The sequence below is a fragment of the Caballeronia sp. LZ034LL genome, assembly GCF_031451215.1.
Taxonomy (GTDB): domain Bacteria; phylum Pseudomonadota; class Gammaproteobacteria; order Burkholderiales; family Burkholderiaceae; genus Caballeronia.
This window is the reverse complement of sequence record NZ_JARUXR010000001.1, coordinates 1476711-1498218: the sequence shown is the minus strand read 5'-3', so window position 1 is coordinate 1498218 and position 21508 is coordinate 1476711. Positions and strand designations below refer to the sequence as shown.

The following is a 21508-nucleotide window of genomic DNA, read 5'->3' as shown; positions in this document are numbered from 1 at the left end:
CCGGCCCTTCCCACGCAGTCTTTCGCACCCACATCCCGGAAAGGGAGGAGACAACCATGAAGCTGAAGCTTGCAGTGGCATTGTTCGCAGCGCTGGACATCGCATGTGCATCGCCCATGGCGTTGGCCCGGGACGTGCCGGAGAAACCGGAACTGCACATTGCCGCAGCGTCCACGGGCATTACCTATCTCCCCATGCTGGTCGCCAAGCAGCGCGGGTACTTCAAGGACGAAGGCCTGGACGTCACGATCGCAGCGTTCTCCGGAGGCTCGAAGACGCTCGAAGCCTTGCTCGGGGGCAGCTCCGACATGGTGGCCGGAGCGTATTCGAATACGATCACCATGGCGACGAAGGGCCAGCACTTGGTCGTGGTGGCGGCGCAAGTGATCTGCCCCGGCTGGATCTTCGGCGTCTCGCAGAAACATGGAGCGGATGTCAAGTCGCCCAAGGACCTGAAGGGCATGCGCATTGGCGTGAGCGCGCCGGGTTCCAGCACGCATATGGCCGTGAACTACATCCTGCACAAGGCCGGGCTGCAGCCATCCGACGTCTCCATCATCGGCGTCGGGCAGGCGGCCGGCGCGGTCGCGGCCATGCAGGCGGGACAGATCGACGCGCTGATCGTCAACGATCCGAGCGCGACGATCCTGACGAAAGACGGCAGCATGAGACCGCTCGAGAACATGCGCACGGCCGACGGCAACGTGAAGGTGTTCGGCTCGGACTATCCGGAGTCGAGCGTCTTCGCGACCAAGGATTTCATCGACAAGAATCCGAAGACCGTGCAAGCCGTCGCCAATGCCATCGTGCGCGCGGAGAAGTGGATCGCCAAGGCTACGCCGCAGCAAGTGGCGGAGAATGTGCCGCCGCAATATCTGGGCGACAACAAGACGCTGTATGCCGAGGCTTTCACGAACAGCCGCCGCTGCATCGCGCAAAACGGCGAGATCACGCCGAAGGGCGCCGAGACCGTGCATCAGGTGCTGGCTGCCTTCGACCCGGCGGTGGCAGCGGCCAAGATCGATCTCGCCACGACCTACGACAACCGGTTCGTGAGGAAGGCGGCGGAGGTCCAGCCATGAGCACCGCGGCATATGACATTGCGCGGCAAAGCGAACGCACCGAGGTGCGTGAAGCGCTGCGCTTCGACAACATCACCTGTACCTTCGCCGGCAACGGAAAAAAGGCGCAGACCTACACCGCGGTTTCCGGAAGCAACCTGACGATCGGCGATGGCGAGTTTGTCTCTATCGTCGGTCCTACGGGGTGCGGCAAGTCCACCTTGCTGAACGTCGCCGCCGGCCTTACCCGACCCTCGTCGGGCAGTCTGAGCGTGTTCGGCAAGAAGCTCACGCACGGCCTGAACACGCAAGCGGCCTATCTGTTCCAGGTCGACGCGCTCATGCCCTGGAAGACGGCCGAAGACAACATCGCCATGGGCCTGATTTTTCGCGGCATGCCGCGCGACAAAGCCCTGGAGGTTGCACGGGGCTGGCTCGAACGCGTGGGGCTGCATGGGCACGGGAAGAAATACCCGCACCAGCTGTCCGGCGGAATGCGCAAGCGCGCAGGTCTCGCGCAAGCGCTGGCGCTCGATCCCCGCATCATCCTGATGGACGAGCCGTTCAGCGCACTCGATATCCAGACCCGCCATCTGATGGAAAACGAGCTGTTGCGCCTGTGGTCGAACGACCGCAAGTCCGTCATGTTCGTGACGCACGATCTGGAGGAAGCCATCTCGCTATCGGATCGGGTCATCGTGCTGTCGGCGGGACCGGGTACGCGGCCGATTGCCGAGTTCGAGATCGACCTCGAGCGGCCGCGGGAAATGTCGGAGATCCGGATGACGCAGCGGTTCCTTCAATTGCACACCCAGATCTGGGATGTGCTTCGAGGCGAGGTCCTGAAAAGCTATGCGCGCAATCGAGTTTGATCCCAACAATCGCATCACCGTCCTCGTGACGCGGCTCGCGATCCTCTTCGGCTTCCTGTTCGTGTGGTGGCTCGGGACCGAGCAGAAGTGGCTGTCGTCATTCTTCTTCGGCGAGCCGGTGGGCGTGGCGCGGCGGATCGTCGAGTGGTTCGTGACGGGTTCGGTGTTTCGTCACTTGTACACGACCCTGCTCGAGACCTTGCTGGCGTTTGCCATCGGGACGATTCTGGGTCTGGGGTGCGGCCTGTGGCTCGCGCTCAGCCCGTTTCTCGCCGTGGTCTGCGATCCGTTCATCAAGGCCATGAACTCGATGCCGCGATTGATCTTCGCGCCGATTTTCGCGCTCTGGTTCGGGCTCGGGATCTGGTCGAAGGTGGCGCTGGGCGTGACGCTGGTGTTCTTCGTCGTGTTCTTCAATGTGTTCCAGGGTGTCCGCGAGGTGAGTCCGACCGTGTTGTCCAACACCCGGATGCTGGGCGCGAACCCGCGCCAGCTGATGCGGCACGTGTACCTGCCTTCCGCGACGAGCTGGGTGTTTTCGAGCTTGCATAACGCGATCGGCATCGCGTTTGTCGGCAGCGTGGTGGGCGAATACCTGGGTTCCGAGAAAGGCGTCGGCTATCTGATCCTGCTGGCCGAAGGCGTCTTCGATATCAACTCGGTCATCGCGGGCATTCTGGTGCTGACGGTCTTCGCGCTGGTCCTTGATACAGCGGTATCGATGATCGAAGCCTATCTGCTGCGCTGGCGTCCTGTCGCCGGGCAGACCGTTGCCGCGAATGCTTGAGCCAGGTCCATACCTGACAACCAGGCGCTTCAACCTCGAGGAACTCAATTGCAGACGAATCAAATCAATCTGACGAACCGCGTGGCGGTCGTGACGGGCGGCGCGCAAGGCATCGGTCTCGAAGTAGGCCGCAGGCTGCTTGAATCAGGCGCGAGGCTGGTGATATGGGATGTCAATCCGGCAGGCATCGAGCAGGCACGCGCGCAACTGGCGGAGCACGATGTCCATTTCGAACGGGTGGATATCGCCGACCATGCCAACGTTCAGGCGGCTGTCGCGGGCACGATCGAACGCACGGGGCGCATCGATATCCTCGTCAATAACGCGGCGATTGTCGGCCCGAACGCGCCGTTGATCGACTATCCGGTCGATGTCTGGAAACAGGTGATGGATATCGACGTCAACGGGACGTTTCATTGCTGCCGCGCCGTCGTGCCGGAGATGATCCGCCAGAACTATGGGCGCATCGTCAATCTTGCTTCCGTCGCGGGCAAGGAAGGGAATCCGAATGCCGCGGCCTATAGCTCCGCCAAGGCAGCGGTCATCGCGATGACCAAGTCGCTGGGAAAGGAACTGGCGCGTCATGACATCGCGGTCAACTGCGTCACGCCCGCCGTCGCGCGCACGCCCGGCGCGATGGAGCAGGCGCCGGAGCATATCGAATACATGCTGGGAAAGATCCCGCGCGGCCGGTTCCTCGAACTCAATGAAGCTGCCGCCATGATCGCGTGGCTCGTCAGCGAAGAGAACTCGTTCACCACCGGCGCCGTCTTCGACCTCTCGGGCGGACGCGCCACCTATTGAAGCGAGCATTGATCCATGAAGCTGTTGCGCTATGGTTTGCCAGGCCAGGAGAAGCCGGGCCTCCTCGATGCCGAGGGGCATGTCAGGGACTTGTCGGGGCATGTCGGCGATATCGCCGGCGAGGTTCTGCTGCCCGATAGCCTGTCGCGGTTGAGGGCATTGGATATCGCGTCGCTGCCGCGCGTGACGGGGACGCCGCGGCTGGGCGCCTGCGTGAGCGGCACGGGCAAGTTCATCTGCATCGGTTTGAATTACTCCGATCATGCCGCCGAAACCGGCGCGACGGTCCCGCCGGAGCCCATCATCTTCATGAAGGCGACCAGCGCGATTGTTGGTCCGAACGACACGATCGAGATTCCGCGCAACTCGTCGAAGACTGACTGGGAAGTCGAGTTGGGCGTGGTGATCGGCAAGACCGCCAAGTATGTCGATGAAGCGGATGCGATGAGTCATGTCGCGGGCTACTGCGTCATCAACGATGTGTCCGAGCGCGCGTTCCAGGCGGAACGGCAAGGGCAATGGACCAAGGGCAAATCCGCGGATACCTTCGGCCCGACCGGTCCATGGCTCGTCACCGCGGACGAGATACCCGACCCGCAATCCTTGCCGATGTGGCTGGAGGTCAATGGTCATCGCTATCAGACCGGCAGTACGGCCACGATGGTGTATGGCGTGCGCTATCTCGTGTCGTACCTGTCGCAGTTCATGTCGCTGCAACCCGGCGACATCATCTCGACAGGAACACCGCCCGGCGTCGGTATGGGGCAGAAGCCGCCGGTGTATCTGAAGACAGGCGATGTCGTGACGCTCGGCATCGAAGGGCTCGGCCAGCAGCGTCAGAACGTCGTGCAGGGCTGAGATGCTTCAGGCCGTGCTTGCGCAACAGGCATTCAAGGGAGAAAGCCGCTGTGTCAGCGTTTCGTCGCCAGGTTCTCGTCGCAATGACCGCTTGGGCATTCGTCTCGAATGCGCCGGCCGCCAGTCAGGCGCCCGTTCCGGAGAAGCCCAGGCTGCATCTGGCTGCGGCCGGTGTCGGCTTTCCTTATCTGCCGTTCGTGATTGCGGACAGCCGGGGATACTTCAAGCAGGCTGGCCTCGATGTGGAGATCGGCGTCTTCAGTGGCGGCGCCAAGGCTTTGCAGGCCTTGATGGGGGGAAGCGCCGACATCGTTGCGGGGGCGTACTCCAATACGATCACCATGGCGGCCAAAGGACAGAAGCTGGTGTCGTTCGTCACGCTGGCCTCATGCCCCGGCTGGGTGTTTGGCACGACGCGCGCAAGCCACGGCAAGGTCAAATCGTATGCTGATCTCAAGGGCATGCGCATCGGCGTGAGTTCGCCCGGTTCGAGTTTCCACATGGGCGTGAACTACCTGCTGAGCAAGTCAGGAGTCAAGCCAGGCGACGTGTCCATCATCGGCGTGGGCTCGTCGGCCGGCGCCATTGCCGCAGCGCGCAGCGGACAGATCGATGCCCTGATGAGCAACGATCCGGTCGCAACAGTGCTGCAGGACAGCGGCGATCTGTTTCCGCTTGCCGTGATGCGGGACCCGGCCGGCACGCGCGCCACCCTGGGCGGCGACTATCCGGAAGCCGCGATCTACACCACACAGGCGTTCATCGACAAGAATCCGGACACGGTCCAGGCGGTCACGAACGCCATCGTCGAAACCGAGCGCTGGATGGCGCATGCGACGCCCGAGCAGGTCGCCGCCGCGGTTCCGCCGCAATATGCGCTCGCCGAGAAGGATGTGTTCGCGCGTGCCTATGCCAACATGCAAAGCTGCATCTCGCGGGACGGCCTGATGACGGACGCTGCGGCGCGTACGGTTCACGATGTACTGACTGCCTTCGATCCGGATCTCGGCCATGCGCCGATCGACCTCAAGGCGACCTACGACAATCGTTTCGTCGAGAACGCCGACAAGCGCTGAACGGAGAAGACGAGCATGGAAAGCGAAATCCGCATCCTGGCGGAAGGCCTGCTGTTTCCGGAAGGACCGGTGGCCATGTCCGACGGATCGGTCGTGCTGGTCGAGATCGAGCGCGAGACCATCAGCCGCGTATCGGCGGACGGTACGGTGAGCGTGCTCGCGCACACGGGCGGCGGGCCGAATGGTCTGGCTATCGGACCGGATGGCATCTTCTACGTCTGCAACAACGGAGGATTCCTGTTCCGCACCGTTGCCGGTCTCAATCGCACCCGTCCCGGCGTTCATCCGAGCTACACGAGCGGCCGGATCGAACGCTTCGACCCGCGTACCGGCTCGCTGACCACCCTCTACGACCGCTGTGGCGAGCACCCGCTGTGCGGACCCAATGACATCGTGTTCGATCACTCAGGCGGCTTCTACTTCACGGACTTTGGCAAGAACCGGCTACGCGATCGCGATCATGCCGGTTTGTACTATGGCCGTGCCGACGGCTCGGCGATCGTCGAAGTCGCCTATCCGCTGACGACCGCGAATGGCGTGGGACTTTCGCCGGACGACCGCGTCGTTTATGTCGCGGAAACCGAAACAGCGCGCTTGTGGGCCTTCGATCTGGAGGAACCGGGCAGGGCACGCAAGCATCCTTATCCCTCCCCGCACGGCGGGCGCCTGGTGTGCGGACTGCCCGGCTATCAGCGTTTCGACAGCCTGGCGGTGGATGCGGAAGGAAACATCTGCGTGGCGACGCTCGTCACGGGCTGCATCACCGTGGTCGCGCCGTCCGGCGAGGTGTTGCGGCAGGTGAGGGTGCCGGACGGGATGGTGACGAACATCTGCTTCGGAGGCGCCGACATGAAGACCGCCTATGTCACGATGTCCGGAACCGGGCGCCTCGGTGCGCTCTCATGGCCGCAAGCCGGGTTGAAGCTCGCCTATTCATGATTGCCGGCCTGCTGCTGCGCACTCGCGCGGAGGTGCGTCAGAAAGAGCTGTACGGGTGCGGGAAGCGATTCGGCCTCGCGCACACAGATCTTCCAGTTCCGCTCGGCCCAGGGTTCGTCCAGACTGACTGCCACCAGCGGCGCCGAGCTGACGTAGCGTTCCGCGTGATGGTCGGGCACGAGGCCCACGCCCAGGTGCGCTTCAACCATGCTGCGGACCGGCTCGAAGCCGTTGACGCGAATGGACAGCTTGAGCGGATGATCGAGATCGGCCGCTGCGCGCAACACCAGGGAATTCAGATAGCTCCCTTCCTGGGGACCGACGAACGGGTACTGGGCCACCTCGCGAAACTTGACGCGGCCGGCGCGGCTCAACGGATGATCGGGCGGCATGATGACGACCAGGCGGTCGCTGCGATAGGGATAAACGTTCAGTCCGGCCGTGACCGTGGTGCCGCCGAACACGCCGATATCAGCCGTGTTCTCGGACACGGCCCGCACGACAGCAGGACTCAGACTCTCCTGCAGGTCGATGCGCAGCCCCGGATGCTGGTCCAGAAAATCGCGGATATCTTTCGCGATGTATTGGACGATGGTCGAGAGGCTGGCATGGAGCCGGATCTGCCCGCGCACGCCTTCGGCATGATCGAGCAGCTCGCTTTCCATCTGCTGGATGTCGAGCAGAAGCGTGCGGGCATGTTGCAGCAGCGCGGCGGCTGCGACTGTCAGTTCCAGGCCCTTGTTGCTGCGTACGAACAAAGCGGTCTTGAGGATGTCCTCGAGCTGGGACATGCGTTTGCTGAGCGCCGAAGCCGCAATGTTCTCGAATTCCGCTGCCCGCGCAATGCTGCCGTGCTCGCAGACGGCGACGAAAAGCTTCAGCGATTGTAGGTCGAAGCGCAACTCAGTCTCCATGGACGCGATCTCTTGTCGCGATGCTTACATATGAGGCGAGCATAGCCACGGAGTCAGCTGCAAGTCAATTGGCGGTCATCTCCGGGCCATGGCATCCGGAGGCCGACCCTTCGAGAGACGGATCGACGCATGGACTTTCCCGCATGCGCACACAAGCGGCTAGGCCTTCTTCGCCATGCACAATTCGATGAACCGCTGCACCGGCTGCGTGAGCGTCGCTCCGCGTCGCGTGGCGATGCCATAGGGTGCGCCGCGCCGCTCGACCTTGATCGGCAGCACCGCCATCATGCCGTGTTCTTCGAAGTACTGTGCGACCTTGAGCGGCATGAGCGCGATGGTCCCGGGTCCCGAACGCAACAACGACAGCGTGGCGAACGTCGACGACGTCTCGATCGCATAGCGGGGAAACGGCACGCCCGCGTCGTCGAACAGTTGCTCGAGGAGCGAGCGCATCGGCAAGGCGGCTTGCGGCACGATCCATGGGTTATCGCCGAGTTCGGCCAGCTTCACTTTCTTCGCGCGCGCCAGCGCATCTGCGCCGTCGACCACAAAGCACACTTCTTCGATTTCGAGCGGAATGAAATCGTAAGCGTCGGGATGCACGCTGATGCTCGGCCGTCCGATGACGACATCGAGCAAGCGCTGGTCGAGCATCGACAACAAGCGCGCACTGTTGTCCTCCCACACTTCGACGGAAATGTCCGGCTGGACCTCGCGCATGGATCGCAGGATGGGCGTGAGCCACTCGGGCATCGAGCCCATCACCGCGCCGATCGCCAGCGTGCCGCCGCCGCCGCGCAGGATGGCGGCGAGTTCGTCGCGCAGCGCGCCGATCTCGGACCGAACCGCGCGCGCGTGACGAATCACGCAGCGCCCCAGTTCGTTCGGCACGATGCCGCGCGGCGAGCGCGAGAACAGCTCGGCGCCGAACATGGCTTCGATTTCTCGCAAGGACTTGGTTGTCGCGGGTTGCGACAACGATACCTGGTGCGCCGCCTTGCGCAGCGAGCCATGGTCGTCGAGCGCAATCAACAGCGCGACATGATTGCCGCGCAGGCGCCTCAATATCGCGTCGATACTGGTTATCACCGATATAACTCCAACGTCTCACCTGATCCGAAGGTTTCATTATCTGGCCGCACCGATGCCTCTCTACACTGGGCCTGTCACTGTTCTTCAGCGCACGCGCTGCTGGCGGCGCGCTCGATCATGCCAAAACACAGGCGCCATGAGCAAGCAGATCAGAAGAACATCCCATCACCCGGAGAGAGGCAAAATTGAAAAGAATCGGTATCGACGTCGGCGGCACGTTCACGGACGTCGTCATGGTGGACGACGAGACGGGACGCATCTGGTCGACCAAGGTGCCCACGACGCCCAGGGATCGCGTCATCGGCACGATTGAAGGCTTTGACAAGATCCTGCAGCTGTCGGGCGCCGACAGCGCCGAGGTGGCCTTCCTGGGTCATGGCACCACCATGGCGACCAACATGGTCGTCGAGGGCACCGGTGCGAAGACGGCACTCATCACCACGCAAGGCTTTCGCGACATCCTCGAACTCAGGCGCGTATCGCGGCATGATCGCGCCGATCTCTACGACCTGCTGTTCGACAATCCGCGGCCGCTGGTCGAGCGCCGCTGGCGGCTCGAAGTGAGTGAACGGCTGCGCCATGACGGGCGGGTCGAGACGCCGCTCGATCACGCGCAACTCGAAGCGCTCGCCGCACGGATTCGCGGGTCGGATATCGAAGCCGTCGCCGTGTGCTTCCTGCACGCGCATGTGAATCCGCAGCATGAGCGCGAAGCGGTGGACACGCTGCGCCGTCTGCTGCCGGAGCATTTCATCTGCGCATCGCACGAGGTCAATCCGGAGGCGATGGAATATGAGCGGACCAGCTCCACGGTCATCAACGCGATGCTCGGACCCGTATGCGGCCGCTATATCGAGCGGCTCATCAGCGCGCTGGCGCAGCATGGCTTCGCGGGCAAGTTCCTGTTCATGCAGTCGAACGGCGGTCTCGCGAGCCCGGCGATGGTCGTGGACAAACCCATCGTGCTGCTCGAATCGGGTCCGGCGGGCGGCGTGTCCGCGGCGATCCGCAACTGCGAGAAAAGCGCGCTGAAGAACGCGATTCTCGGCGACATGGGCGGCACGACCTTCGATGTATCGCTGATCCGTGAATTCCGGCCGGAGTTGCGCAACAAGAGCCTGCTTCACACCTACACGGTGCGCTCGCCGAGCATCGACATCGATTCGGTCGGGGCGGGCGGCGGTTCGATCGTATGGATCGATGCAGGCGGGGGCGTGCGCATCGGGCCGGAGAGCGCCGGCGCCGATCCCGGCCCGGCCTGCTATGGGCGCGGCGGCACGCGTCCCACGGTCACGGACTGCAATCTGGTGCTCGGCTATATCGACCCCGACAATTTCCTGGGCGGCGAGTTCAGGCTCGACCCACAGGCGGCATGGAAAGTCGTCGAGGAGGTGATCGCCCGGCCGCTGGGTGTGTCCGTTCCGGAAGCGGCGCAAGTGGTGCGTTCGGTCGCCAACGCGCTGATGGCGCAGGCCATCCGCATCATGACGGTCGAGCGCGGCTACGATCCCCGCGAGTTCTCCTACATCTGCTATGGCGGCGCCGGTCCGGTTCACGCGGTCGACCTGGCCGACGAGATGGGCATCCGGCGCGTGGTGATTCCACCGCTGCCAGGCCTCTTCAGCGCCTTCGGCATGACGGTCGCCGATCAGCAATACGACTATCAGAGCCCGCTGGAAAGCGACCTCGCGATGATCGACGACGCTGCCGTCCATGCCGCGCTCGACGAACTGACCGCGCGCGGCATGGACGAACTGCAACGTCACGGCGTGGAAGCGCACGACGTGAAAGTGGTGCGCCTGGCCGACTGCCGCTATGCCGGCCAGCCCGATGTCATCACCGTCGAAGTGCAGGGCGCGGCGCCGGGCATCCGCGCATCGCTCGCGCGCGCTTTCGAGGATGCGCATCAACGGCAGTGGAACTTCATCAGCAAGGACAAGCCGGTGGTCATCGCCAACGTGCGGCTGCAACTGGTCACGACGACGGGCTGGCGCGGCGGCGTCGCCAACCGGGCCGAAGGCGAAGTCCCGCAGCCCACGGGCACACGGACGGTGTATCTCGACGGCGGGCCGCGCACCTTGCCGGTGTTCGCGCGCACGACGATTCCGGTCGGCGCGACGATCGAAGGGCCGGCGGTCATCGAAGAGCACAGCAGTTGTGCCGTGCTCAAGGCCTCGCATGTCGCCCGCGTCGATCCCGACCTCAACCTCGTCATCGAACTCCTCGAACCGAACGCCCCTCACGCCCCTCACGCAACTCACGCACTGGCAGCCTGAACCATGGACATCGTTACTTACGAAATCATCCGCAGCAGTCTCTTCGCCGTTGCGCGCGAAATGAAGATCGCGATGATGCGCACGGCCGGCAGCCCGCTCATGCACGCGAGCGGCGATTCGTCGGCGGCCATCTTCGACGCCGACATGCAACTGGTCGCTCAAGGCAACGACATCCCGACGATGCTCGGCTCCGCCGTCATCTCGACGCGCGTATCGGTGGACGCGGTGGGACGCGAGAACCTGCGTCCCGGCGACGTCATCGTCAGCAACGACGCCTACGTGGGCGGCGGCAATCATCAGCCGGACGTGCAGTTCACGCGGCCGGTGTTCGCGGCCGGCGAGATCGTCGCGTTCGTGATGACGCGCGGCCACTGGACGGATATCGGCGGACAGTCGCCGGGCAGCTACACGGTCACGACGTGGGACGTGTTCGCCGAGGGCATCCGTATCCCGCCGGTGTTCCTCTACCGGAACGACGAGCCGGTGCAGGACATGCTCAATCTGCTCACGCGCAACAGCCGCAATGCGCACGAATTGCGGCTGGATATCCAGGCGCAGTACGCGGGGACCTTCGTGGGCGATCGGCGGATCGGCGAGCTGGTGGCGAAGTACGGCGCCGCTGCGTTGCGCGACGTGATGAGCCAGAGTCTCGATCATTCGGAGAAGCTGATACGCGCGGAGATCGAGCGCATTCCGGACGGCATCTATGAGGCGCAAGAGTACCTGGATCCGATCGAGGCGCCCGGCTGGAAGCAGGAGCGTCCGCTGCTCAAGGTGAAGATCACCAAGGCGGGCGATCAGATCACGTTCGACTACACCGGCACCGGGGCGCAAGTGCGGGGCGGCATCAACTGTCCGCTGTCGGTGACGTGCAACAGCACGTGGTTCACCGTCAAGGCGCTGACCGATCCCGGCATTCCGATCAACCAGGGCTGCTACCGGCCGGTCACGATCATCGCGCCCGAGGGCAGCGTGCTGAATTGCCGCTATCCGGCCTCGGTGGTATCGGGCAACACGGAAACCTCGCCGCGTGTGATCGACCTGCTGCTCAAGGCGCTCGCGCCAGCGGTGCCGGAACGCATCACCGGACAGAGCAACTGTGCGTCGTGCGCGGGCATCTTCAGCGGCCGCGATACCGATGCCGCGCGCATCGCCCGCACGGGCCAGGAATTCGTCACCATGCACGACGTGCATGCGGGCGGCATGGGGGCGCGTGCCGGCAAGGATGGCGTGAGCGGCGTGCGCGTCTACGTGGGCAACGCGGGCAGCCAGTCGGTCGAGATGATCGAGGCGACCTCGCCGCTGCTGGTCGAGCAATGGTCGCTCGTCACCGACAGCGGCGGCGCGGGCCGCCGGCGCGGCGGACTGACGTCGCGGCGCGTGTATCGCGTCGAGTATGACGAGGCCACCTTCACCGTCTCCGGCGAACGCGGACGCTCGGCGCCCGAAGGCCATTTCGGCGGCCAGCCCGGTACGCGGTTTCAATGCATCGTCGAGCGTGCGGACGGCAGCGAGCACCCGGTGGCGGCGAAGGGCGGACAGACGGTCGTGTATCGCGGCGATCGCGTGACAGTGCAGCCCGCGGGCAGCGGCGGCTATGGCGATCCGCGGGAACGCGAGCGCGCCCGCATCGACGCCGATATCGCCGATGACTACATCAGTGCGGAAGCGGCTGCGCGGCTCTACGGCTGCACCGACGAATCCGCCGACACGCCGCTTGAAGCGACCGTCGAATGAGCAACGACATCATGAATCCATCCCTGCCGCTCGCGGGCGTGTGCGTGATCGAGATCGGTCACAGCCTTGCCGCGCCGTATGCGGGCATGATCCTTGGCGCGCTGGGTGCGGACGTCATCAAGATCGAAAGCGCCGGTCAGGGCGATTACGCGCGCGACTGGGGGCCGCCTTTCGTCGACGGCGCCGCCGCGCTGTTTCATGCGGTGAATCACGGCAAGCAGAGCATCGCGATGGCGCTGTCGAATCCCGAGGAAGCGCGGGCGTTGCGCGAGCTGATCCAGCGCCGCGCCGATGTCGTGCTGCAGAACCTGAAAGCCGGTGGCACGGAGAAATACGGTCTCGGCGCCGATGACATGCTGCGCATGAAGCCGTCGCTCGTGTATTGCAACCTCGGTGCGTTCGGTACGACAGGGCCATTGCGCGACAAGCCCGGCTACGATCCGCTCGTCCAGGCGCTGTCCGGCTTGATGAGCTTCCTCGGACAGCCTGGCGAGCCGCTGTCGCGCATTCCGGTCTCGGTGAACGATATGGGCACGGGACTGTGGGCGGCCATCGGCGTGCTCGCCGCGTTGTTCCGGCGGCAGGCCACGGGAACGGGCGAGGTGGTCTCGGTCTCGCTGTATGAAACCGCGATCAGCTGGGCCGGGATCCAGATCGCCGACTACCTGGCCTCCGGCGTCCTGCCGGGGCGCTGGGGATCGGGGACGGCGGCGATCGTGCCGCACCAGGCCTTCGATTGCGCGGACGGCACCATCATGGTCGCCGCGGGCAATGACCGCCTGTTCCAGCGCCTGTGCAAGGTGCTGTCGGTCCCCGCGCTGGCCGACGACGCACGCTTCGTGACCAACGGCGCGCGCGTCAGCAACCGGATCGAACTGATCGATCTGCTGCACATCGAGTTCCGCAAGCAGGGTACGGCGCATTGGCTCGATGCGCTCGACGAGGCCGGTATTCCGTGCGGGCCGATCCAGACCATCGATCAGGTCGTCGCGCACGAGCAGACCAAGGCGCTCGACCTGTTGCGCACCACCGACGACGGCGCGGCAACGGTGGTCGGCGTACCGATCTCGTTCGGCGGCGCGCGGCCCGCACGTACGGGCGTCACGCCCCGGCTCGGCGAACACAATCATCTGCTGGCTAAAGCGCCACTGGAGACATCTTGAAACTTGCATCGAAAGAAGTGGGCGCGCTCGAGACGCTGACGCTCGAAGAAATCGACGAACAGATCCTCATCGTCAAACTGAATCGTCCGGAAGTATCGAATGCGATCAGCACGACGATGGGCGAGGAAATCATCCGTGTGTTCGGCGCACTGGAAGCGGCCCCGGCGCTCTACCGCTGCGTGATCCTGACGGGCGCCGGCGAGCGCGCGTTCTGCGGCGGCGCCGACCTGAAACAGCGCGAGGGCATGACCGACGAGCAATTCGGCGTGCAGCACTATCTCTTCGAGCGCATGAACCGTGCGCTCACCTATTGCCCGCTGCCGATCATCTGCGCGGCGAACGGCGCGGCGGTCGCGGGCGGTCTGGAATTGCTGCTCGCGTGCGACTTCGCCTATGCAGCCAGCCATGCGCTGTTCGGCTTCACTGAAGTCAAGCGCGGCATCATGCCGGGCGGCGGCGGCACGCAGCAATTGCCGCGCGCGATCGGCATACGGCGCGCGAAAGAGCTGATTCTGCGCGGCGCGAAGTTCACCGCCGAGGAAGCGCTTGCCTGGGGCGTGGTGAACCGGCTGTGCGAGCCGGGGCGCGTGCTCGCCGACGCCATCGACGCGGCGCGCGACATCTGCACCAGTGCGCCGCTGTCGGTTGCGCAGGCCAGAAAGGCGATCGATCTCGGCATGCAGGGCGACCTGCGCACCGGGTTGTATCTCGAGATCGAAGCGTACAACCGGCTGATTCCGACCGAGGATCGTCTCGAAGGGATCAGCGCCTATAACGAGAAACGCTCACCGCAATTCAAGGGCCGTTAAAACAGAACATCATCGCGGCCCTATTCCAGACCCGGTCTCACCGGAGGAGACAGACATGACACCCGACATCGGCAGCTTCGGCAGGCCACAGGCCGAAGCCACTTACAGCAAGATCACGCGCAGGCTCATCCCGTTCCTGTTCCTGTGCTACGTCTTCGCGTTTCTCGACCGCATCAACATCGGCATTGCGCAGCTCGACATGAAGCACGATGTCGGCTTCAGCGATCTCACCTACAGCGTGGGCGCGGGGATCTTCTTTCTCGGATACGTGCTGATGGAAGTGCCGAGCAATCTGCTGCTCGCGCGGATCGGCGTGAAGCGCACGTTCTCGCGCATCATGATCCTGTGGGGCCTGATAGCGGCGGCCACGGCGTTCGTGACGCTGCCTTCGCATCTCTACACGGTGCGCTTCTTTCTCGGGCTCGCGGAAGCGGGGCTGTATCCCGGCGTGATCTTCTATCTGACGCGCTGGTATCCCGTCGAACGGCGCGCCAAGGTCATCGCCATCTTCACCTGCGCGACGGGCATCGCGGGTCTGTTCGGCGGACCGTTGTCGGGCGCGCTGATGACCTATTTCAACGGCTGGTTCGGCCTGCATGGCTGGCAATGGATGTTCATCGTGCAAGGTCTGCCCGCAACCGTGCTGGGCGTGATCGCGTTCTTCTTCCTCGATGACGGTCCGCAGCAGGCCAAGTGGCTCACCGAGAGCGAGAAGGCGCTCGTGACCGAGGACATCCGCAAGAGTTCGAGCGTCTCGACCCAGCACGCGGAGCACACGTTCGGCCGCGCGCTCAAGGATTTCCGCGTCTACGTGATGGGCTTCGTATGGTTCACGCAGATCGCGGGCGTGTTCGCGATCGGCTTCTGGCTGCCGACGCTCATCAAGAGCGCGGGCGTATCGGGTGCATTGCAGATCGGTTGCTATTCGGCGATCCCGTATTTCGTGAGCTGGATCGCGCTGATCACATTGAACCGTCACTCGGATCGCACCATGGAACGTCGCTGGCATTGCGCCTTCGCGATGGTGTGCGGCGCGGCCGGCCTGGTGGTGACAGCCTTCACGACGGGCAACCTGGCGCTGTCGCTGGCGGCGTTGTCCGTCGCGACGGCGGGCATTCTCGCCCCGAATCCGCTGATCTGGGCGATCTCGACCGACTACATCCGCGGCAGCGGCGCGGCGGGCGGGGTGGCGATGATCAACTGCATCGGCTTGCTGGGTGGTTTCGTCAGCCCGATGATCATCGGCTCGATCAAGACCGTGACCAACAGCATGGCGGGCGGTCTTGGCGCGATTGCGCTGCTGATGGTGCTGGGCGCCATTGCCGCGGTTGTGCTGGCGCCGTCGACGACGGCCGCTGCGCCCGCCGCCGGGCATGCGGAAGACGGCAACGACGCCGTCGCGGACGCGGCCATCTGAACAGGAGGAAACATGAACCAACGGGAAGTGAACATTCGCGAAGTGGGCTTGCGCGACGGCTTGCAGATGGTGAGCACCATGCTCAGCAGCGAACAGAAGCTCGCCTGGTGCGCGCGTCTGGTGGAGGCGGGCGTGACGGATATCGAAGTGACGTCTTTCGTGCCTCCCAAAGTCGTGCCGCAGTTTGCCGATGCTGCGGAGGTCGCGACGGGCGCGCTTGCCATCGATGGACTTCACGCCGCGGCGCTGGTGCCGAATCTCAAGGGCGCCCAGCGTGCATTCGAGGTAGGCATGCGCAGGGTGCATTACGTCCTGTCCGCGAGCAACGCGCACAACCTCAAGAACGTGCGGCGCAGCACGGACGAGTCGGTGGAAGACTTCGTGCGCATCGCCGCGGCCCGCGACGAACTCGGCCACGAAGTCATGCTGGGGGCGGGCGTTGCGACGGCCTTCGGCTGCACGATTGCGGGCGAGGTCGAGGAAAGCATCGTGCTCGGGCTGGTGCAGAGGTTGATCGAAGCGGGCGCGCAGGAGATCACCATTGCCGATACCGTGGGTTATGCCAATCCCGCGCAAGTGCGAAACCTCATGCTTGAGGTGCTGGCGCTAGCCGGACCGGTGCCGGTTGCCTGCCACTTCCACGATACGCGCGGTCTGGGCCTGGCCAACGTCATGGCCGCCTTCGATGCAGGCGTGCGCGCCTTCGATGCGTCTCTCGGGGGGCTCGGCGGCTGTCCGTTCGCGCCCAATGCAACCGGCAACATCAACACCGAGGACACGGTGTTCATGCTCGAAGCGCAGGGCATTGCCACGGGCATCGATATCGGCAGGTTGCTTGCCATCCGCGAAACGGTCGCAGGCTGGTTGCCGGGCGAGCCCTTCACCGGTGCGATCGCCCGTGCCGGACTGCCGGCGACCTTCGTGCAGCGGGAGGCCGTCGCGGCATGAGTTGACGGACGGCCTCGGCCGTCCTGACCACTTTCGCCGCTACATCGCCGCTACATCGCCGCTGCGAGCCGTTCGAGCAGATCGGCCAGAAGCTTGGGCGCGAGCACCATGGCATCGTGGCCGGTGTCGATGCTTTCCCACTGCCAGCCGGGTAGTGAACGCATCCGTTCGCGCACGGGCGCCAGCGTGTCGTAAGACGGATTCGCACAATGCACGTAAGTGCAGGGCAGTCCGTTGCCAAGCGGATGATCGAGCCGCAGCGGCGTGGTATAGGTCGCGAGCGGATGCGGTGTGAGCCGCCGGCGTACCCAGGCGGAGCACGGATGATCGTCCGGGATACCCGTGCCCTTCAGTCCGTTGACCGGCATGCCGAGCGACTGTCCGCTGGTCCTCACCGACTCCATGCGCTCCTCGACGACGCTCGCAGGCAAGACATCGAACGCCGCCTGTCCGTTCTCGACGAGCAGACTGTCGAGAAAGATGAGCGAACGCAGTGCACGCGGCACGCGATCCGCGACGCCGGACGCGACGAGTCCGCCATAACTGTGCCCGACCAGCACGACACCGCTCAGTTCTTCTGCTTCGATGACATTGATGATGTCGTCGATATTCACGTCAAGAGAAGTTGCAGATGCAATCAAATGACGGCGCTCGCCGAGGCCGGTCATGGTCGGCGTCATGACGCGATGGCCGCGCGCGTTCAGATCGTCCGCGACGGTACGCCAGACCCAGCCGCCGTGCCACGCGCCATGAATCAGGACGAAGTTGATCGGGTTTGAAGCACCGGACGAGTCGCTTGGTGTGCTGGTTTTCAAGTCGGTATCCTGAGAGTCGATAGTTCGCCCGCTGCGATGAAGGACACCGGACGCACGTCGAATCGTTGCAGAGATGAAGCAGGGATGCAAGCCGTCTCGACTGCGCATTTGCATGATGATGCGTACTGGTTATCACCGATATAACCGCGGCGTCTCACCTGATCTGTACTTTTCATTATCCTCGTTCATGGTTGTTTCTTAGACTGCCAGGGCGGCTGCAAACTACGTGTGGGCGTCGCGAGGTCGCTTTCGATGAAGCATGGTGACAGGCAGCGGCGTGATTCGAGCGCCTGGCCGACACAACATGGAGACAGCGAGTGAACCCGTCCGTTCTGGAATCCGATCCGGCGTCAGCCAGTCCTTTATCTCCCGACTCCGCAGCAAGCCTGTATGAGCGAGCGCTATACCTGCGCGTCACGCTTCGCATCGTGCCTTTGCTTTTCGTGTGCTATGTCGTCGCCTTTCTGGATCGCATCAATGTAGGCTTTGCGAAGCTGCAGATGCAGGATGCGCTCGGTTTCAGCGACAGCGTGTACGGTCTGGGCGCAGGGATCTTCTTTCTCTCATACTGCTTGCTGGAAGTGCCGAGCGCCATGCTGCTGAGACGCATGGGCGCCAGGAAAACGATCGCCCGGATCATGATCTGCTGGGGCATTGTCGGGGCGTGCTCCGCGTTCGTGACGAATGTCAGCCAGTTCTATATCGTTCGTCTGCTTCTCGGCGTTTTTGAAGCGGGCTTCTTTCCTGGCGTGATCTTCTACTTGAGTTCGTGGTTTCCTGAGAAGAGACGCGGCGTCATCATCGCGTGCTTCATGGTGGGATTTCCGGTGGCAGGTCTCGTCGGCGGTCCGGTGTCCGGCTGGGCAATGACACGTCTCGCACACGTGGCCGATCTCGCCGGCTGGCAATGGCTCTATATCGTGGAGGCCTTGCCGGCGGTGGTGCTGGGTCTGATCACCTTGTTCCTTCTGGACGACAACATCGATAAAGCCAGGTGGCTCACTGAAGCGGAGAAGGACGTGCTTCGGAAAGGCTTCGAAGTCGAGACCGAGCGCAAGCGCAGGGCAGGGCGACAAGGACATGCAAAGCTGCGCGATGCACTCGCGGATCCCAAGGTGTACATGCTCGCGTTCATCGACTTCGCCTTTGTCTGCGGAACCTATTCGGTGACGTTCTGGCTTCCCACCGTCCTGAAGGACTCGGGCATCACGAATCTTTCCGTGCTCGGATGGCTTTCCGTCATTCCCTACGGCATGGGTGCGATCGGCATGGTCACGATCAGCCGAAGCTCGGACCGGATGCTCGAGCGCCGCTGGCATGCCGCGATTGCCGGCGTCATCGGAGGGGCCGCCTTGCTGCTGGTGTCACATCCCGGCAACTCGCCGGTGTTGACCGTCGGGTTGTTGACGGTGGCCTGCGTCGGTATCTTCGCCACCAACGTGCTGATCTGGTCGCTTGCAGCGGACTATCTGCACGGATCGCCGGCGGCCGCGACGAGCATTGCTTTCGTGAATTGCATCGGCTTGCTGAGCGGCTTTTGCAGTCCTTTCGTGATCGGCTGGCTCAAGACGAAGACGGGTACGCTCAACAGCGGCCTTTATCTGATGACGGCCATTCTTGCAGCGGGCATTCTCGTCATGCTCGTCGGCTTCAGACGTCATGCCGCATCTCACGGGCAAGCAAGCGCGAGTTGATGCGCCTGGAAACAGACAGACAGACAGACGGACGGACGGACGGACAGACCATGCACAACATTGCCATTCTCGACGACTTCCAGAACACCGCGCTTCGCCATGGAGACTGGGACGGCGTGCGCGAACACGCCGACATCACCGTCTTCACCCGCACGTTGGACGACGATGAACTGGTCGAACGTCTGCTTCCGTTCGATATTCTCTGTGTGATGCGCGAGCGCACGCGTCTTACACGAAGTCTGCTGTCCCGGCTGCCGAATCTGAAGCTCTTGGCAAGCACAGGGCCTTGGAACGCCGCCATCGATATCGAAGCGGCTCACGAACTCGGCATCACGGTATGCGGGACGGGATCGTCACCCACGGCTGCCGCGGAACTCGCCTGGGCTCTTATTCTTGCAGCGACGCGGCACATTCCGAAGGAAGTCACATCGTTCAGGCAGGGCGGCTGGCAGGTCTCGGTCGGCGGCGATCTCCATGGCAAGACCATCGGGTTGCTCGGACTGGGCTATACCGGCGCCGCCACTGCAAGAGTGGCCCAGGCTTTCGGGATGCGTACGATTGCCTGGAGCCAGAACATGACGCAGGAGTCGGCCGCCCGGCATGGCGCGCTCTTCGTGCCAAGGGAGGAACTGCTCACCTCCAGCGATATCCTCTCCATCCATGTTCGGCTGTCGGACCGGACACGCAATCTGATCGGCGCCAAGGAACTGGCGATGATGCCCCGTCACGCGCTGCTCGTGAACACTGCACGCGGACCGATTGTCAACGAAGAGGCGCTGATCGAAGCGCTACGCGAGCGGCGGATTGCGGGCGCCGCGCTCGATGTCTTCGATCAGGAGCCGTTGCCCGCGGCGCATCCGTTGCGATCCCTGGATAACGTCGTTGCAACGTCGCATATCGGCTATGTGACCGACGAGTCTTACCGCATTTACTATGGTGAATCGGTGCAAAACATTCGAGCCTGGATCGAGGGATCGCCCGTGCGTGTGCTGACGCCTGAGAAACGGGAGATCAGTTATGTTTCGCAGCGCGCGGGGTGAATGGCTTGTACGGTCAGCTCAGACGCGGCGTCCCGGGAGTCGCACCGTCAGAGCGACAGCAGCCGGTCTGAAGCGACGTTCCCTCCGTTCAGACTGACTTGACCTCGCCGCCATCCATCCGCAATGCGCTCCCGGTCATCCACTTGGCAGCAGGCGAGACAAGAAAGGCCATCAGTTCCGCCAGTTCTTCGGGCGTGCCATAACGCGCAATACCCGCCGCAACGGGGAATTGAGCGAGCGCCTGCTCTACGCTCAGACCTTGCAGCGGTGCCCAGTGCTCCAGATAAGAACGCCGGCGACCCGTCATGACGGGCCCGGGAAGAACGCTGTTCACTTGCACGCCGTCTGCGATCCCGCGATCCGAAAATGCCTTCGCCAACGCGACGATTGCGGCGTTGATCGGGCCCACTGCCGCATAGGCTGCCTTCGGGAAGAGCGCCGAATTGCCCGACATCAGACCACCACCGCGTCGGCTTCTTCTGGTACGTCGGCCGCAAGGACGATGTGATCAAGGCGTCCGGTTATCGGATCAGCCTGTTCGAAGTGGAAGAGGCGTGCGGCCAGCATCCGGCGGTGGCGGCAGCGGGCGTGATCGGCGTGTCCGATCCGGAACGCGGCGCGCGCGTGAAGGCGTATATCGTGCTCGCCGCGGGGTTCGAAGCACGGGAGCCGGTCGCGGACAGCATCCGCGAATTCGTACGCTCGATGCATTCGCAGTTCGGGTATCCGCGGCTGATCGAATTCGTCAGTGAGCTGCCGTGCTCGCAATCCGGCAAGGTCAACCGCAAGGCGCTTCGCGAGCGCGCGGCAGGCGTCGAATATGCGTGAAGTGCCACAGTCGTGCGGATGCGGTCCTGGATCCGGACCATGGATCAATGACTGATCATCCAGGGCCGGCCCGCTGGCCGTCCCTTCACGCCGCTTCCGTTCGACTTGCCACAGCCGCAATTCGGACCGTGCCGATGCCCTGCCGTGGCCGAACTCTTCGGCGCATGCTGGCTGCGTTCGTTGGTGGCGAAGGCATCGCGGCGCGCCTGCGGCATCAGCGACAGCATGACACCGCCGGCCACGTCGCGGCTCATGGCGGCGCCACAGCGCGGACAAGGATGCGGCGCATCGCGATCCGCGATCCTGCGCATGGCATCGACCGGCCCGCATGAGGCACACAGGTATTGATAGAGGGGCATGGGATCGAACTCCTGCGCG

Annotated in this window: 21 protein-coding genes; 16 read left to right on the top strand and 5 right to left on the bottom strand. The window is 63.7% G+C overall.

The features are described 5' to 3' along the window. The first annotated feature begins 56 nt into the window (after positions 1-56). The 7 genes from QCE83_RS06910 (at position 57) to QCE83_RS06880 (ending at position 6397) form a co-directional block, all read left to right on the top strand. On the top strand, positions 57-1082 hold the full coding sequence (locus QCE83_RS06910; RefSeq protein WP_309808321.1) for an ABC transporter substrate-binding protein: 1026 nt from the start codon (positions 57-59) through the stop codon (positions 1080-1082). Then, the gene (locus QCE83_RS06905; protein WP_309808320.1) at positions 1079-1933 is read left to right on the top strand and encodes an ABC transporter ATP-binding protein; all 855 of its coding nucleotides are present in this window, start codon (positions 1079-1081) and stop codon (positions 1931-1933) included. The genes QCE83_RS06910 and QCE83_RS06905 overlap by 4 nt, the downstream gene beginning before the upstream one ends. Then, a complete protein-coding gene (locus tag QCE83_RS06900) occupies positions 1914-2720 on the top strand; it encodes an ABC transporter permease (protein WP_309808319.1) in 807 nt (268 codons plus the stop codon). The genes QCE83_RS06905 and QCE83_RS06900 overlap by 20 nt, the downstream gene beginning before the upstream one ends. 48 nt (positions 2721-2768) lie before the next feature. Next, the gene (locus QCE83_RS06895) at positions 2769-3524 is read left to right on the top strand and encodes an SDR family NAD(P)-dependent oxidoreductase (RefSeq protein WP_309808318.1); all 756 of its coding nucleotides are present in this window, start codon (positions 2769-2771) and stop codon (positions 3522-3524) included. A gap of 15 nt (positions 3525-3539) precedes the next feature. After that, complete coding sequence (locus QCE83_RS06890) at positions 3540-4382, top strand: fumarylacetoacetate hydrolase family protein (protein WP_309808317.1); 843 nt, start codon at positions 3540-3542, stop codon at positions 4380-4382. Positions 4383-4465: 83 nt separating this feature from the next. After that, entirely contained in the window at positions 4466-5458 is a 993-nt protein-coding gene (locus tag QCE83_RS06885; RefSeq protein WP_309808316.1) for an ABC transporter substrate-binding protein, read from the top strand. Positions 5459-5473: 15 nt separating this feature from the next. After that, entirely contained in the window at positions 5474-6397 is a 924-nt protein-coding gene (locus tag QCE83_RS06880; protein WP_309808315.1) for an SMP-30/gluconolactonase/LRE family protein, read from the top strand. Here QCE83_RS06880 and QCE83_RS06875 read toward each other — a convergent pair. Next, complete coding sequence (locus QCE83_RS06875) at positions 6388-7299, bottom strand: LysR family transcriptional regulator (protein ID WP_309811520.1); 912 nt, start codon at positions 7297-7299, stop codon at positions 6388-6390. The two genes, QCE83_RS06880 and QCE83_RS06875, sit on opposite strands and share 10 nt — an antisense overlap. Positions 7300-7470: 171 nt before the next feature. Continuing rightward, a complete protein-coding gene (locus tag QCE83_RS06870) occupies positions 7471-8400 on the bottom strand; it encodes a LysR family transcriptional regulator (RefSeq protein ID WP_309808314.1) in 930 nt (309 codons plus the stop codon). Between the two features lie 188 nt (positions 8401-8588). Between QCE83_RS06870 and QCE83_RS06865 the strand changes: the two genes are divergently transcribed. From QCE83_RS06865 to QCE83_RS06840, 6 genes are read left to right on the top strand one after another with little or no spacing between them, the layout of a single operon-like run. Beyond that, positions 8589-10679: a hydantoinase/oxoprolinase family protein gene (locus tag QCE83_RS06865; RefSeq protein ID WP_309808313.1), complete on the top strand. Its 2091-nt coding sequence runs from the start codon at positions 8589-8591 to the stop codon at positions 10677-10679. A 3-nt stretch (positions 10680-10682) separates the two neighbouring features. Continuing rightward, positions 10683-12416: a hydantoinase B/oxoprolinase family protein gene (locus QCE83_RS06860; protein ID WP_309808312.1), complete on the top strand. Its 1734-nt coding sequence runs from the start codon at positions 10683-10685 to the stop codon at positions 12414-12416. Positions 12417-12427: 11 nt separating this feature from the next. Further along, a complete protein-coding gene (locus QCE83_RS06855) occupies positions 12428-13579 on the top strand; it encodes a CoA transferase (protein ID WP_309808311.1) in 1152 nt (383 codons plus the stop codon). Further along, positions 13576-14388 (top strand): enoyl-CoA hydratase-related protein, encoded by an 813-nt coding sequence (locus QCE83_RS06850; protein ID WP_309808310.1) that lies wholly within the window; start codon positions 13576-13578, stop codon positions 14386-14388. The genes QCE83_RS06855 and QCE83_RS06850 overlap by 4 nt, the downstream gene beginning before the upstream one ends. A gap of 55 nt (positions 14389-14443) precedes the next feature. Further along, positions 14444-15805 carry an MFS transporter gene (locus QCE83_RS06845; protein WP_309808309.1) on the top strand — a complete coding sequence of 454 codons (1362 nt, stop codon included), beginning with the start codon at positions 14444-14446 and terminating at the stop codon, positions 15803-15805. A gap of 12 nt (positions 15806-15817) precedes the next feature. Further along, positions 15818-16753 carry a hydroxymethylglutaryl-CoA lyase gene (locus tag QCE83_RS06840; protein WP_309808308.1) on the top strand — a complete coding sequence of 312 codons (936 nt, stop codon included), beginning with the start codon at positions 15818-15820 and terminating at the stop codon, positions 16751-16753. A 50-nt stretch (positions 16754-16803) separates the two neighbouring features. On the opposite strand, the gene QCE83_RS06835 is transcribed toward QCE83_RS06840, so the two are convergent. Then, the gene (locus QCE83_RS06835; protein ID WP_309808307.1) at positions 16804-17568 is read right to left on the bottom strand and encodes an alpha/beta hydrolase; all 765 of its coding nucleotides are present in this window, start codon (positions 17566-17568) and stop codon (positions 16804-16806) included. 332 nt (positions 17569-17900) lie between these two features. On the opposite strand from QCE83_RS06835, the gene QCE83_RS06830 reads away from it, so the two are divergent. Both QCE83_RS06830 and QCE83_RS06825 read left to right on the top strand, forming a co-directional pair. Then, positions 17901-19262: an MFS transporter gene (locus QCE83_RS06830; RefSeq protein ID WP_404984738.1), complete on the top strand. Its 1362-nt coding sequence runs from the start codon at positions 17901-17903 to the stop codon at positions 19260-19262. A gap of 50 nt (positions 19263-19312) precedes the next feature. After that, the gene (locus tag QCE83_RS06825; protein ID WP_309808305.1) at positions 19313-20302 is read left to right on the top strand and encodes a D-2-hydroxyacid dehydrogenase family protein; all 990 of its coding nucleotides are present in this window, start codon (positions 19313-19315) and stop codon (positions 20300-20302) included. A gap of 88 nt (positions 20303-20390) precedes the next feature. Here the strand turns inward: QCE83_RS06825 and QCE83_RS06820 are convergent, their stop codons facing one another. Next, the gene (locus QCE83_RS06820) at positions 20391-20756 is read right to left on the bottom strand and encodes an SDR family oxidoreductase (protein WP_309808304.1); all 366 of its coding nucleotides are present in this window, start codon (positions 20754-20756) and stop codon (positions 20391-20393) included. A 50-nt stretch (positions 20757-20806) separates the two neighbouring features. Here QCE83_RS06820 and QCE83_RS06815 point away from each other — a divergent pair, with 50 nt between their 5' ends. Further along, entirely contained in the window at positions 20807-21130 is a 324-nt protein-coding gene (locus QCE83_RS06815; RefSeq protein WP_309808303.1) for an AMP-binding enzyme, read from the top strand. Positions 21131-21174: 44 nt separating this feature from the next. Here QCE83_RS06815 and QCE83_RS06810 read toward each other — a convergent pair whose 3' ends face one another. Further along, positions 21175-21489: a zinc ribbon domain-containing protein gene (locus QCE83_RS06810; RefSeq protein WP_309808302.1), complete on the bottom strand. Its 315-nt coding sequence runs from the start codon at positions 21487-21489 to the stop codon at positions 21175-21177. Between the last annotated feature and the right edge of the window lie 19 nt (positions 21490-21508).